The 13,671-nt window shown below is 39.3% G+C and carries 15 protein-coding genes; 2 read left to right on the top strand and 13 right to left on the bottom strand.

The window, feature by feature from the left end; translation table 11 throughout:
• Positions 1-290 precede the first annotated feature (290 nt).
• Positions 291-2,117: a translational GTPase TypA gene (gene typA, locus V4P57_RS00540; RefSeq protein WP_455466273.1), complete on the top strand. Its 1,827-nt coding sequence runs from the start codon at positions 291-293 to the stop codon at positions 2,115-2,117.
• Between the two features lie 68 nt (positions 2,118-2,185).
• Complete coding sequence (gene ppa / locus V4P57_RS00535) at positions 2,186-2,716, top strand: inorganic diphosphatase (RefSeq protein ID WP_455466272.1); 531 nt, start codon at positions 2,186-2,188, stop codon at positions 2,714-2,716.
• 39 nt (positions 2,717-2,755) lie between these two features.
• On the opposite strand, the gene V4P57_RS00530 is transcribed toward ppa, so the two are convergent.
• From V4P57_RS00530 to V4P57_RS00470, 13 genes are all read right to left on the bottom strand, one after another.
• On the bottom strand, positions 2,756-3,085 hold the full coding sequence (locus V4P57_RS00530; RefSeq protein ID WP_455467003.1) for a DUF167 domain-containing protein: 330 nt from the start codon (positions 3,083-3,085) through the stop codon (positions 2,756-2,758).
• A gap of 24 nt (positions 3,086-3,109) precedes the next feature.
• Positions 3,110-3,403, bottom strand: a complete 294-nt coding sequence (locus V4P57_RS00525) for a YggT family protein (RefSeq protein WP_455466271.1) — start codon at positions 3,401-3,403, stop codon at positions 3,110-3,112.
• 360 nt (positions 3,404-3,763) lie between these two features.
• A complete protein-coding gene (locus V4P57_RS00520; protein WP_455466270.1) occupies positions 3,764-4,324 on the bottom strand; it encodes an invasion associated locus B family protein in 561 nt (186 codons plus the stop codon).
• Between the two features lie 110 nt (positions 4,325-4,434).
• Positions 4,435-4,956, bottom strand: a complete 522-nt coding sequence (locus tag V4P57_RS00515) for an RNA pyrophosphohydrolase (RefSeq protein ID WP_455466269.1) — start codon at positions 4,954-4,956, stop codon at positions 4,435-4,437.
• 41 nt (positions 4,957-4,997) lie between these two features.
• Complete coding sequence (locus V4P57_RS00510) at positions 4,998-6,308, bottom strand: S41 family peptidase (RefSeq protein WP_455466268.1); 1,311 nt, start codon at positions 6,306-6,308, stop codon at positions 4,998-5,000.
• Complete coding sequence (locus tag V4P57_RS00505; protein WP_455466267.1) at positions 6,298-7,569, bottom strand: murein hydrolase activator EnvC family protein; 1,272 nt, start codon at positions 7,567-7,569, stop codon at positions 6,298-6,300. Before V4P57_RS00505 ends, V4P57_RS00510 begins: the two co-directional genes overlap by 11 nt.
• A 111-nt stretch (positions 7,570-7,680) precedes the next feature.
• Positions 7,681-8,163: a 23S rRNA (pseudouridine(1915)-N(3))-methyltransferase RlmH gene (gene rlmH / locus V4P57_RS00500; protein WP_455466266.1), complete on the bottom strand. Its 483-nt coding sequence runs from the start codon at positions 8,161-8,163 to the stop codon at positions 7,681-7,683.
• A gap of 1 nt (position 8,164) precedes the next feature.
• Positions 8,165-8,593, bottom strand: a complete 429-nt coding sequence (rsfS, locus tag V4P57_RS00495; protein WP_455467002.1) for a ribosome silencing factor — start codon at positions 8,591-8,593, stop codon at positions 8,165-8,167.
• A 73-nt stretch (positions 8,594-8,666) separates the two neighbouring features.
• Positions 8,667-9,260, bottom strand: coding sequence for a nicotinate-nucleotide adenylyltransferase (locus V4P57_RS00490; protein ID WP_455466265.1), 594 nt, complete (start codon positions 9,258-9,260; stop codon positions 8,667-8,669).
• A 29-nt stretch (positions 9,261-9,289) separates the two neighbouring features.
• Positions 9,290-10,546: a glutamate-5-semialdehyde dehydrogenase gene (locus tag V4P57_RS00485; protein ID WP_455466264.1), complete on the bottom strand. Its 1,257-nt coding sequence runs from the start codon at positions 10,544-10,546 to the stop codon at positions 9,290-9,292.
• Between the two features lie 49 nt (positions 10,547-10,595).
• Positions 10,596-11,735 carry a glutamate 5-kinase gene (gene proB / locus V4P57_RS00480; RefSeq protein WP_455466263.1) on the bottom strand — a complete coding sequence of 380 codons (1,140 nt, stop codon included), beginning with the start codon at positions 11,733-11,735 and terminating at the stop codon, positions 10,596-10,598.
• A gap of 1 nt (position 11,736) precedes the next feature.
• Positions 11,737-12,762 carry a GTPase ObgE gene (obgE, locus tag V4P57_RS00475; RefSeq protein ID WP_455466262.1) on the bottom strand — a complete coding sequence of 342 codons (1,026 nt, stop codon included), beginning with the start codon at positions 12,760-12,762 and terminating at the stop codon, positions 11,737-11,739.
• Positions 12,763-12,935: 173 nt separating this feature from the next.
• Positions 12,936-13,664, bottom strand: coding sequence for an RlmE family RNA methyltransferase (locus V4P57_RS00470; RefSeq protein WP_455466261.1), 729 nt, complete (start codon positions 13,662-13,664; stop codon positions 12,936-12,938).
• Between the last annotated feature and the right edge of the window lie 7 nt (positions 13,665-13,671).

The following is a 13,671-nucleotide window of genomic DNA, read 5'->3' as shown; positions in this document are numbered from 1 at the left end:
CATCAAACCAACAGAACATCAAAAACCTTTTATACAAAACACAGATTATAAAAACTCGCTCTTGAATCGCTTAAAAACTCCCAAAAATTAGGGGTAATAATTCAAAAAATATAATAGAATCGATAATCACTAAGTCCCTTACTTCTAAGAAACAGTAATTGATTGAATTGTTTTTCTCACCCCTCTTCCAAAATTATAAAAAAACATGTAAAAGGTCCCGTAATAGTAAGGTAAGGAACGCAAAAGCGTTGCCTCAAATGAAGTCTCATTAAGCGAAAAGAAGAAAATTTATGCAATTGCGTAACATTGCCATTATTGCTCATGTTGACCATGGAAAAACAACGCTTGTAGACGAACTACTCAAGCAATCAGGAAATTTCCGTGATAATCAGCGTACCAGCGAACGTATGATGGATTCAAATGATATTGAAAAAGAACGTGGAATTACAATCCTAGCGAAGGTAACGTCTGTTGTTTGGAAAGATACTAGAATTAATATCGTTGACACTCCTGGCCACGCTGATTTTGGTGGTGAGGTTGAACGTATCCTCAATATGGTGGATGGAGCAATTGTGCTTGTTGATGCCGCTGAAGGTCCTATGCCACAAACCAAATTTGTTGTTGGCAAAGCATTGAAAGTAGGTTTGCGCCCTATTGTTGCTATTAATAAAATTGACCGGGCTGATGCGCGCGCTGATGAAGTTATTAATGAGGTTTTTGATCTTTTTGCTGCTCTTGATGCAACTGATGAACAGCTTGATTTTCCGATTCTTTATGGATCAGGACGCGATGGATGGATGGCTGAATCTCCTGAGGGACCAAAAGATCAAGGACTTAGCCCTTTGTTTGATCTCGTAACGCGCCATGTCCCTTCTCCGATTGTGGCAGAAGGACCATTTCGTATGATCGGAACTATTCTTGAAGCAGATCCTTTTCTTGGGCGAATTATTACAGGCCGTATTCATTCGGGCTCTATAAAATTTAATCAAAGTGTTAAAGTCCTTGGACAAGATGGAAAGCTTTTAGAAACTGGGCGTATTTCAAAAATTTTGGCATTTCGTGGGTTAGAGCGACAACCTATTGAAGAGAGTATTGCCGGTGATATCGTAGCAATTGCCGGGCTACAAAAAGGCACAGTTGCTGATACTTTCTGTGATCCTACGGTCAATGAACCTCTTATCGCTCAACCAATTGATCCTCCCACTGTTACTATGAGCTTTCTAGTCAATGACAGCCCCCTTGCAGGAACTGAAGGCGATAAAGTAACAAGCCGTGTCATCCGTGATCGTTTGTTGAAAGAAGCAGAAGGAAATGTAGCCCTTAAAATTGAAGAATCAGCTGATAAAGATTCTTTCTATGTTTCAGGACGAGGAGAACTGCAGCTTGCAGTTCTTATTGAAAATATGCGCCGTGAAGGATTTGAGCTTAGTGTTTCTCGTCCACGTGTCGTGATGCAAAAAGATGAAAATGGAGTAACTCTCGAACCAATCGAAGAAGTTGTCATCGATGTTGATGAAGAATATTCCGGAACTGTCGTTCAAAAAATGTCTGAACGTAAAGGCGAAATGGTTGAATTACGCCCCTCTGGGGGAAATCGTGTCCGTATTGTCTTTTACGCACCAACTCGAGGGCTCATAGGTTACCAGTCCGAGCTTTTAACTGACACACGTGGTACAGCTGTTATGAATCGTCTTTTTCATGCCTATGAACCTTATAAAGGAGACATTAGTGGCCGCGTCAATGGTGTTATGATTTCAAATGATAACGGTGAATCTGTCGCTTATGCTCTTTTTAATCTTGAAGACCGTGGGCCTATGGTGATTGATGCTGGCGTTAAAGTTTATCAAGGAATGATTATTGGTATACACTCACGTGATAACGATTTAGAAGTGAATGTTTTAAAAGGAAAAAAGCTAACCAATATGCGTGCTTCTGGAAAAGATGAAGCGGTAAAATTAACTCCTCCTATCAAAATGACACTTGAACGTGCTCTATCGTGGATACAAGATGATGAACTTGTAGAAGTAACCCCTAAAAATATTCGTCTACGCAAACTCTATCTAGATCCCAATGAACGCAAACGTTTTGAAAAAACACGTTCATCAATTTCAACCTAATTTTATGACTTTTTCAATAAAATATTTTCTTGTATCGCGTTTAATTATACTCTAGAAAGGATATTTATATGAATATTCAGGAAATACCCATTGGTAAAAATCCGCCAGAAGACATCAATGTTATCGTTGAAGTCTCTGTTGGTGGTCAGCCAATAAAATATGAGATGGACAAAAAATCCGGAGTGTTGTTTGTTGATCGCGTCCTTCAAACATCAATGGTTTATCCCGGAAACTATGGTTTTGTTCCACATACACTTTCAGACGATGGTGACCCAATTGATGTTCTCGTTTGTAATACTCGTCCCCTTATTCCCGGTTGTGTCATCAACGTTCGCCCAATCGGCGTCCTTATTATGGAAGATGATGGAGGTAAAGATGAAAAAATCATTGCTGTCCCTACTCCAAAGATAACGCAAAGATATACAAATATTCATGATTACACAGATCTTCCCGAAATTACACTAAAACAAATTGAGCATTTCTTCGGACATTATAAAGATCTTGAACCTGGAAAATGGGTTAAAATTGAGGGATGGCAAAATAAAAACTGTGCACGCGACTTAATTAAAGAAGCTATTGAGCGCAATAACAAAATATAACTATATCTAAAGAATAAAGCCTGTTTTTTGAACAGGCTTTTATTTATTTTTGTGGAGAGGTATATCTCCTAAAGATTGTAATATACCCCTTAACTCTTCTAAATATTCTGAAAAATAAAGTTGTTTGTAGCGTGATGTTGCGCCACTCTTAAGAGTAATACAAGAAGATGGGATTTTCCATTGCTTCGCTAAAAATTGAATGAGTGCTTTATTTGCCTTTCCATCTTCAGGAACAGCACGAAGACGTATAATTAAATACTGCTTTCCGTCATCCCTGCACTCAATCCCCATTATTTGATCGATAGAAGCCTTTGGAGTGAGGTGCACAAACAGATTCAAGCCATTCGTATCATCGCCTTGATAAAACATTTTCATGTATCTCATGCAGTATTTCTACAGATACATGCCCGCATAAGCGCGCCACATGAAAATACGAATAAAATAAATAATTATAAATACTACAATAGGCGAAATATCAATTGTTCCAAAATTTGGTAAAATCCGCCGGATACGACTTAGAATTGGCTCCGTCATCTGATACAAAAAGCTCTCTATCAAAACAACAAAGCGGCTGCGTGCATTTATAATATTAAATACATAAAGCCAAGAAAAAATAACACTTGCGATTAAAATATCTATATAAATATTGAAAATGAGATCAATCACTTGAAGCAATGCATAAGCCATGTTTTATTCCCCTTTCAATCAAAGAAACAAAAGATCGTATATAGAGTTTTCATTAAAATAAGCCTGTTTACGCAACAATAGCTTTATACTCCATCGTCCCTTTTTCCATAAATAGAAAAATCAAAACATCATAATTCTTTGTCTCTATTCTATGTTATAATGATGATGAACCTAATACACAAATATGAGAAACAAAAAATATCTAATCAAAAAAGAAACAACAGTGAATAATCTGAGAATATTCAAAAAAACTCTGAATATCATTTACACAATAATTTTGTCTTGTTCATCATAAGCATGTTACAATGAATCCTTAACTAAAAACGGCCTTTAAAGGCCGTCTTTGTTATATTTTTAAGATTATTTCTGTAAAGCAATCAAACGATTAAGAGCATTGCTAAAACCATTCAACTGAACAAATAAATCATTCAAAGGTGGTTCGCCTGGAGCAGCAATTGTCATAGCCAACTTCAAATGCTTTCCAGAACGTAAAGCTGCTACGTGATTTTTATCAAACACTATTGGAACAATACAACCTGCTGGTACACACGCCCGAATACCGGTTTCGATAGCAGCCTTTCCCTCATCAACTTGTAAACGAACAGGCTTAGAGACCAAAATGCCAAAAGGAACCGTTAAATTACCAGAAACAACACCATCATTATTGAGAATAACGTTCATAGCCACAACAACACGACCCTGATCATTCACTTCTTGACGGTGCATAAAACAAATCTTTTTCCCCTCTTGTATACCGCAGTTAATGCTCCATAAACCATAGGTTTCAGTTAAAGAAGAAGCACCATTAGGTAACGTAGCTGCTGCAGGTTTGGTTGCTGCCGGCTTTGAATCTAATGCAAATGCCACAGAAGAAATACTCAAAAGAGTAAAAACTATAAGTAAATTAAATAACTTTTTCATCTGATATTCCAGTTTTTTACATAAAAGAAAAACATCTTTATTGTCTTTTAATGATTAAACATATTATAAAGCATCTTGATAAAAAAGAGCTTCCTGTATTTATATAGCTTTTATAATCGCCTAAAGCTACCTCGAAATTCATTGACAACTTTCCTATAGACATGCTTTTTAAAAGAAACAACAATCGAAGGAAGAGCTTCCAGATTAATCCATTTCCACTGGTCGAATTCTGCTTTATTACCATCTGGCGGAGGATTTATCGCGATTTCAGAAAGATCTCCAGTAAATTGAAAAGCAAACCATTTTTGCATTTGTCCACGATATTTATTGCTTAACGTACACCCAACAAGTTCTTGTGGAAAATCATAATAGAACCAATCCTTTGCTTCCTTAATCAACTTTACAGATCGAATACCCGTTTCTTCGTAAAGTTCACGACGCGCTGCATCCAATGGCTCTTCACCCTCATCGATCCCCCCTTGAGGAAGTTGCCAACGATGAGACATCTTGGTCTCTGCATGAACGCACACCACTAAACGACGCCCAACCCAAACTTTATTCTCATGATTAAAGACAAGGATTCCAACACATTTCCGATAAGGAAGAGCCCTCAAATTAACAACTGCATTCATTCAATCCCCCCCAAAAAAGCATAAACTGCACACACCCCTTCTCATTTTAAAACATCCTTATTGGGATCTGGTGGAAATGCGGCATTTGCCATTTCACCCCGTAACAACTTATAAGCCTCACGCAATTGAACATCATCCTTAGGATCTTGTGGAACAAAAGCAGCTGAGCCAGATCCTTCATTGTTTTCTCGCTTCCCTTTGATGTGCCCTTTTAATGCAGATTCACCAATCTTTACATCATAACCTTGATATTTTTCAGGGAGTGGTTGCTCTACAATAATATCAGGTGTAATTCCAGTTCCTTGAATTGAAGTACCAGACGGCGTATAATAAAGTGCTGTTGTTAAGCGTAAAGCGCCATCTTCACCTAGAGGAATAATTGTTTGAACAGATCCCTTACCAAAAGATTGCGTACCTAAAATTGTTGCACGACGATGATCTTGTAGTGCACCTGCAACAATTTCAGAAGCACTTGCCGAACCACCATTAATGAGAACAATGAGAGGTTTTCCATTGATAATATCTCCTGGCTTAGCATCGAATCTCGTCACATCACTCTTTTTACGACCGCGGGTCGACACAATCTCACCTTGATTAAGAAAGGCACTCGAAACACTCACAGCCTGATCTAAAAGCCCGCCAGGATTAAGTCGTAAATCAAGAACATAACCCTTTAACTTATCTTGAGGAATTTTAGACTGAATATCTTCAATTGCAGCCTGAAGATTGCCAAAAGTCTGCTCCGAGAACTGAATAAGTCTTAAATAGCCAATATCACCTTCAACGCGGTATTTCACTGCCTTTATTTTGATGATATCACGAACAACCTTAATTTCAAGCGGTTTATCAACACCAGAACGGATAATTGTCAACGTAATCGGTGTTCCAGGAGCGCCTCGCATCTTATTAACAGCTTCATTCAATGTATGACCATTCGTCTGTACACCATCAATTTTTGAAATGAGATCCCCTGCAAAAATACCTGCTTTTGAGGCAGGTGTATCATCTATTGGAGAAACAACTTTAATTAAGCCCTTCTCCATAGTGACTTCAATACCAAGACCTCCGAATTCTCCCTTCGTAGAATCGCGCATCTCCTTAGCTTCTTGCGCATTCATATAAGATGAATGGGGATCAAGTGAGGTGAGCATCCCATTGACAGCATTTTCAATAAGCTTTTTATCATCTGGAACCGTTACGTATTGCATACGTACGCGCTCAAAAATATCGCCAAATAGGGCCAGCTCTTTATACGCATCATTTTCATTATTGGCAGCAACAGACTGCACCATTATCATTGAACTGGCGCCGAGCAATACCCCAGCGACCAAAAGAATAACTTTACGAATCATTTTGGTTCCTTCTCGTTTTTTCAGTCCGCCACCAAGGAGTTGGATTCACAGGCTTCCCCTGCTTTCGAAATTCAATGTAAAGCATTGGAGCAGTTTTGCCTATATCCAATGAAACACTGTTCGCAACAAATTGCATCCCCATCGTTCCAAGAGGTTCGCCAGCAAGAACAAACTGCCCCTGACTTACGTTGATTTTCGACATCCCAATAAGAACAATATGATAACCATTTCCAACATTGAGAATAATTAACTGCCCATAAGAACGAAATGGCCCAGCAAAAGCAACAAGAGCATCCACAGGGGATATAACAACAGCGGCTGCTTCTGTTTCAATCATTTCACCAAAGCGTGTAATCTGAGAACCATTATGGGTATGCTGCACTCTTTTTCCCAAAACAGGTAAAAGTAAAGAACCTTTTCGGCTTTCAAAATTGGACTGCTCTAACAATTGCAAATTTTTCCGTACCTGTATTGATGCATCAAAACTAAGTTTTGATTGACGCTCAAGCTCTAAAATTAATTCTTCTAAAGACCGCGCTTTCTTAGCAAGAACAATGTTTTTTTGTTGCTGCTCTGTAAGTTCTTCTTCTGATTTTTTTTGTAATTTTGCTTTTTTTTCTAATAAAAGCTCTAAACGCTTTCGCTCCTCTACTTGATTTTGCATTTTAGTCTTTAGTGCTGCATATTCCATGGAAATTGAATTGCTCAAATTGATCAACTCCTTAAGGCTTTCCTTTAAAGCCTGTGTTTTCTCTTGCATCTGAGGTACGAAAGTCCCTAGTAAAACAGAACTACGTACAGAATCTAACACATCCTCAGGCCGTACCATAAGAGCAGGAGGGGGATTTAACCCCATACGCTCTAAGATGGCAAGAACTTCTGCAAATTCAGCGCGACGACTTTTTAAATTTTGATGAACTTGTGCACGCTTTTCTATCATTTTTTCTAGATTTTTTTCTCTTTCGACAATATCATTTGTTATCGCACGTTCTACTTTAGCAGCTTTTATGAGTGCATCGCTTAGAGCACGCTGATCTTTTTTTAAACCTTCAACTTGACTCGTAAGAAAAGCCACCCGCTCACGCGATAGTGAAATATTTTGGTGAATTTCCACCAACGCTTTATGCGCTTCTTCTACACTACTTATTGTATCTTCAGCATGCGATACAGAAAAGCAAAATACTACACTTAAGAACAGCATGATAAATATCACGCATTCCTCATATAAACGTTGCATCTTTCTATGAAGAAGCTTCCTCATTTATTCAACCATTAGGCCTCATCGTATAAATCAGTAGTGATGCTTTAAATGGTGTCAGCTAAAACAACATTAATAAATGTATTAATAGATGCAAAAAATTGCATAAAAATGTTAAACACGATGATAAGGATGATTACTCGCAATTGTTACTGCACGATAAAGCTGTTCTGTGAGAAGTATACGCGCAATTTGATGGGGCCACGTCATAAAACCAAAAGATAAAAGGAAATCAGCGCGATTTCTTATCTGTTCATTATGCCCATCAGGTCCTCCCAAAGCAATGATGACATCACGAACACCTTCATCACGATAAAACCCTAATTTTTCAGAAAAAGCAGATGATGAAATTGACTTTCCACGCTCATCTAATACAATTAGTCGGCACTTTTCAGGCAAAAATCCAATAAGTCTTCTCCCCTCTTCTTCCATGCGTTGACAGGCTGTCTGAGCACGACTTTCTGATATCTCATAGAGTGTTTTAAAATGAAACCCTACTGCACCAGAATTTTTAGAAAAACGGTCCAAATAATGATCAACCAATTTGTGCTCCGCCCCTTTCTTCATGCGACCAACAGCAAAAATAGAAATTTGCATATCAGTGATCCCCGAAGAGAACCGATTTTGTATTATTTAAGTTGGGAGCGAGCCACATCTTTTCCAAATTATAAAAGAGACGGACTTCTGGACGAAAAAGATGAACGATAATATCGCCTGTATCAATTAATACCCAATCACCTCCAGAAAGCCCTTCCACGCTTGCTCGGCCGTATCCACTGTCTTTCCAAGCACATAACAAATGATCAGCAACATAAGATACATGACGCTGTGAATTTCCTGAAGCTATGACCATGTAATCAGCTAAAGACGACCTCCCCTGAACATCAATGGAGACTATATCTTCTGCTTTTGTATCCTCTAAACTTTTGAGAATAACTTTGAGACCGTGACTGGTAGAAAAGATTTTTTTCTCTGCCAGAGGTACAATATTGCGAGCATATTTTTGTGAAATGTTTTCCAGACTAATATCCTTTCTTATTGTTTATAATAGATAAAAAGAGGAACTTCTTCAAAAAGAGAAGCAGAATCTTATAAATTTTTCAAGAAAAATCATTCTCCTTTAGACGAAGATTCGTTGAAGACTGAAAAGATAAAGGTCCATGTAAATAAGTCCAAGCCGGTGGTTTCATAAAGGGTAATCGTATACTTTTGCTCTCATCTAAACGAAAATAACGGTAAATGTATGCCATAGGAGAAGAGAGTGCCGCCATATGCACAAAAGGACGATCGATAATCGCAATAGGAAGCATAGATATGATATCACGCCACCGATACCAGTGATGAAATGTCGCCAAACTGTCTGCTCCCATAACCCAAACAAAATGTACCCCACGGCAATACGCAAGAATATGAGAAATCGTATCTACCGATACTGTGCTGCCTATAGTTTTCTCAAAACCTGTTATACGAATCTTTGGATGATCAATCAGTTCAACACTTAATCGCATTCTTTCTTCTAAAGACGGTAAATGTGTATTATCTTTTAAGGGATTACTTGGAGTTACCATCCACCATAATTGATCAAGACATAAACGCCGAATTGCAATTTTTGCAACAAGAAGATGTCCGGCATGCGGTGGATTAAAGGACCCACCAAAAAGACCAATAACATTGGATCTTTCCACATGTGGCATACGATCCTTCCATGGAAAAAATAGCTGTTTCAAGGTCTAACTTGCCCATTTCCTTTAATATGATATTGGAATGATGTTAGCTGTTCAACACCTATGGGACCACGCGCATGCATTTTTCCTGTCGCGATACCAATTTCCATTCCAAAACCAAATTCCCCCCCATCAGCAAATTGCGTAGATGCATTATGCAATAAAATGGCTGAATCCAAATGATTAAAAAATTTCTCCACCACAGCCATATCCTCAGCAATAATCGATTCAGTATGTCCTGATGAATAACGTTTGATATGAGCAATGGCTCCCTCGACACCCTCAACCGTTTTAACAGAAAGAATTGCATCAAGATATTCTTGTGACCAATCTTCTTCAGAGGCTAATCTAGCCTCTGGCATTAACGAAACGATGTCTTCTGTGACGCGAATTTCACATCCTTTTTCCTGTAAAGCTACAAGAACAGGAAAAAACTTTTGTAATGCTTGGCTGTCAATTAAAACTGTTTCAACAGCTCCACATATGCCCGTACGCCGCAATTTTGCATTCAACACAATATCACGAGCCATATTTAAATCTGCTGATTTATCAATATAAATATGACAAATTCCCTCTAAATGTGCAAAAATTGGAACACGCGCATCAGACTGAACACGTGCAACAAGACTTTTTCCTCCACGAGGCACAATCACGTCAATCGCTCCATTCAATCCTTTTAGCATTTCTCCAACGGCATCGCGATCTTTCGTTTCAACCATTTGAATGGCATCTTTAGATAAACCAGCTTCCTCCAATCCTCTTACCAACGCCGAATGAAGTGCCTGAGCAGAATGAAAACCATCCGAACCACCACGTAAAATTGCAGCATTTCCAGCTTTTAAGCACAAAACACTTGCATCAATGGTAACATTTGGCCGACTCTCATAAATAATACCAATCACACCAAGAGGTGTACGAATACGGCTGATATGAAGCCCATTTGGACGTGTCCATTCACTTATCACTTGTCCAACAGGATCAGGCAAACAAGCAACTTGGCGGACACTGTCTATGATTGCACGCAAACGCCCTTCATCTAACTTCAACCGATCAATCATCGCTACCTTCAAATTATTCTGAGCAGCATTCTCTAAATCTTGATGATTAGCTCTTAAAATTTCATCTGACTGATCCTCTAAACACAAAGCTATCATTTCCAAGGCTTTGTTCTTTTGTTCAGAAGACATAACCGCTAACGCAGCGGCAGCACAACGTGCTTTTCTCCCCATGTCCTTCATTTGCTCTTCTAAAGTCATATCATCACCCACTCTACCAAAACAATAAATAAGGTAAAAGATAACTTTTTTAAGAAGAATGGGTCAAGCAGCGTAAAACCATATCATTACGATGCACCATAGCAGAACGCGCTTCATATCCGAGGATAGATTCAATTTCTTCGCTTTTACGCCCCATAATGCGCACAACCTCATCTTTGCCATAACTCACAAGCCCACGCGCAATCTCAACTCCATTTGCATCAATAATCGCAACGGTATCTCCACGATGAAACACCCCATCAACCGCTACAACTCCTGCAGCTAATAAAGATTTTCCAGATTCAAGGGCTTGAACTGCTCCCTGATCAATCATCAAAATGCCAGAGGGTTCTAAATGACCAGAAATCCAAGTTTTCCAAGCATTGATAGGCTTTTCACCAGCAGCAAAAAAACTTCCGCGCTCTCCTCTATCAATCGCAGCAAGAGGGTTCATACGCTTACCTGAAGTAATAATCATAGCCGTTCCAGCAGAATTCGCTATTTTTCCAGCATCAAGTTTTGTCTTCATTCCTCCTCGAGAAAATTCTGAAGCAGCAACATCTGCCATTTTCTCGATATCACTCGTAATTGAGGCAATAAAGGGTATAAATTCAGCCGTTGGATCACGGTGTGGAGACTTCGTATAAAGACCATCAATATCTGATAAAAGTATCAAAAGATCTGCCCCCATCATTGTTGCTACCCGTGCCGCTAAACGATCATTATCACCATAGCGAATTTCACTTGTTGCGACAGTATCATTCTCATTAATAACGGGCACCGCTCCAAAACGCAAAAGCACATTAATCGTAGCACGTGCATTGAGATACCGTCGTCGCTCTTCCGTATCGAATAGAGTGAGTAAAATTTGACCCGTTTTTAATCCATATTGAGCAAGCTCATCACCATATGTTTTGGCCAATTCAATTTGCCCCAAAGCAGCACACGCCTGACTCTCTTCTAATTTCAAAGCTCCCTTAGGAAGATGGAGTAACGTTCTCCCTAAAGCAATAGCCCCTGAAGATACCAGTAAAATCTCAACGCCATTTTGATGCAATTTAACAATATCACTTATTAAACTTTTAAGCCATTCAGCCCGTAAACCTGTCTGAGGATCAACCAAAAGCGCAGATCCCACCTTGACCACGATGCGTTTATAGTTTGAAAGCTTTTGCAACCTAACTGCCATTTTACTCAATCCTGCTATCCCTATCAACATCCTCTTTGCATGCCATTTCAATAATATGTGCACCAGCACGCAGCGCATTTTCTAAACCTTCGCGACTAACCGCAGAAACCATCATCACAGATTTACCCGTTGCACTTTGCAAAACCTCTTGTTTGGCTTTACGCTCTTCAACAGAGAGAGTATCTATCTGACTTAAAGCTACAATTTCAGTCTTATTTCTTAGATTATTTCCATATGCTTCGAGTTCATTACGCACAATCTGATATGCCCTTGCTACATCCTCTTCTTGAGCAGAAATCAAATGAAATAAAACACGACAACGTTCTACATGCCCTAAAAAACGATCTCCGATCCCCACACCTTCATGTGCCCCTTCAATTAGACCGGGAATATCAGCCAAAACAAATTCACGGGCATCAATTCGCACAACACCAAGATGAGGATAGAGAGTGGTAAAAGGATAATCTGCTACTTTTGGCTTTGCAGCTGTCACGGAAGCTAAAAAAGTTGACTTTCCAGCATTTGGCAAACCAATCAGTCCCGCATCAGCAATTAACTTCAAGCGAAGCCAAAGTATGCGCTCTTCTCCAGCCAAACCTGGATTTGCATGGCGAGGTGCCCGATTCGTAGATGTCGTAAAATGAAGGTTCCCAAAACCACCATTCCCACCTTTTGCAAGACGGTAACGTTGTCCAACTTCCGTTAAATCACAGATTAATGTCGTATTATCTTCTTCAAAAATTTGCGTCCCAACCGGCACTTTAAGGATAATATCACCACCCTTTTCACCCGTCATGTTACGCCCTTTGCCATGCCCCCCTGTTTTTGCTCTAAAATGCTGCTGGTAGCGATAATCAATCAACGTGTTAAGTCCGTCAACAACGAGAGCCCAAACATCACCACCACGTCCTCCATTTCCTCCATCAGGCCCCCCAAATTCTATGAATTTCTCACGACGAAATGAGACTGCCCCTGCTCCTCCATTACCAGAACGAATATAGATTTTAGCTTGATCAAGAAATTTCATTGGAAACGCTCACTGAGGAATCAATCCTCCTACCTCTACAGGCAATGCATCAGTTTTACTAGTTTTTCATTATTGACAAAAGAAAAACCACCAATAATATCACCGACAATTGTTTAAAAACACCCTTACATTATAAATATTTAAGTAAACTTAAGCCTTCTGAACAGAAGAAATCACTGTTGGTTTCCTGTTTTTTCCTTAAATCCGAGTGCTAAAAGATATAGCTCCACTGATTCTGTTCGGCTCGCGGGTGGTTTGACATGATGAACTGTTTTAAAGTTCTGCTTTAATGTAGTGAGAAGGGTATTTTCTGCTCCACCCTGAAAGGCCTTTGCTAAAAAATGTCCTCCAGGCTTGAGAACTGAAAGAGCAAAATCGGCAGCAACTTCACACAGATAAATCGTCCTTAAATGATCCGTTTGACGATGACCTGTCGTTGGTGCAGCCATATCAGAAAGCACTACATCCGGCTTTGTCCCTAAAGCATTAATTAATTTCTGCGGTGCATCTGCATGCAAAAAATTCATTTCCAGCATTACAACCCCAGGCAACGGATCAACATGCAAATAATCAATACCAACCACGCTAGGATTTTCATCATTTGATCCTACTATACGCCCAGCCACCTGACACCAACCACCCGGTGCCGCTCCCAGATCAATAATCTTTTGACCTTTTTTGAGAAATTCATAGCGCTCATTAATTTCGATTAATTTATAAGCCGCACGCGAACGATAGCCATCCACTTTTGACTGATGAACATAAGGATCATTGAGATGCCTCTCTAACCATCGTCGCGACGATGCTTTAATGGTTCCTGATTTTTTCTTTACACGTTGATACAATTCACGCGATCCTGAACCACCATATCCGCCAGTCAGGGTTTTTATCGTTTTTTTCATAGCTATT

The organism is Bartonella sp. B39, from assembly GCF_053795145.1.
Note: the sequence above shows the minus strand (reverse complement) of the source record. Positions and strands in the feature narration are given on the sequence as shown.

Excerpts from the sequence above, each read along its gene's own strand:
- typA (WP_455466273.1), top strand. The coding sequence starts at position 291 with ATGCAATTGCGTAACATTGCCATTATTGCTCATGTTGACCATGGAAAA.
- ppa (WP_455466272.1), top strand. The coding sequence starts at position 2,186 with ATGAATATTCAGGAAATACCCATTGGTAAAAATCCGCCAGAAGACATC.
- V4P57_RS00530 (WP_455467003.1), bottom strand. The coding sequence starts at position 3,085 with ATGTTTTATCAAGGCGATGATACGAATGGCTTGAATCTGTTTGTGCAC.
- V4P57_RS00525 (WP_455466271.1), bottom strand. The coding sequence starts at position 3,403 with ATGGCTTATGCATTGCTTCAAGTGATTGATCTCATTTTCAATATTTAT.
- V4P57_RS00520 (WP_455466270.1), bottom strand. The coding sequence starts at position 4,324 with ATGAAAAAGTTATTTAATTTACTTATAGTTTTTACTCTTTTGAGTATT.
- V4P57_RS00515 (WP_455466269.1), bottom strand. The coding sequence starts at position 4,956 with ATGAATGCAGTTGTTAATTTGAGGGCTCTTCCTTATCGGAAATGTGTT.
- V4P57_RS00510 (WP_455466268.1), bottom strand. The coding sequence starts at position 6,308 with ATGATTCGTAAAGTTATTCTTTTGGTCGCTGGGGTATTGCTCGGCGCC.
- V4P57_RS00505 (WP_455466267.1), bottom strand. The coding sequence starts at position 7,569 with ATGAGGAAGCTTCTTCATAGAAAGATGCAACGTTTATATGAGGAATGC.
- rlmH (WP_455466266.1), bottom strand. The coding sequence starts at position 8,163 with ATGCAAATTTCTATTTTTGCTGTTGGTCGCATGAAGAAAGGGGCGGAG.
- V4P57_RS00490 (WP_455466265.1), bottom strand. The coding sequence starts at position 9,260 with ATGCCACATGTGGAAAGATCCAATGTTATTGGTCTTTTTGGTGGGTCC.
- V4P57_RS00485 (WP_455466264.1), bottom strand. The coding sequence starts at position 10,546 with ATGACTTTAGAAGAGCAAATGAAGGACATGGGGAGAAAAGCACGTTGT.
- proB (WP_455466263.1), bottom strand. The coding sequence starts at position 11,735 with ATGGCAGTTAGGTTGCAAAAGCTTTCAAACTATAAACGCATCGTGGTC.
- obgE (WP_455466262.1), bottom strand. The coding sequence starts at position 12,762 with ATGAAATTTCTTGATCAAGCTAAAATCTATATTCGTTCTGGTAATGGA.
- V4P57_RS00470 (WP_455466261.1), bottom strand. The coding sequence starts at position 13,664 with ATGAAAAAAACGATAAAAACCCTGACTGGCGGATATGGTGGTTCAGGA.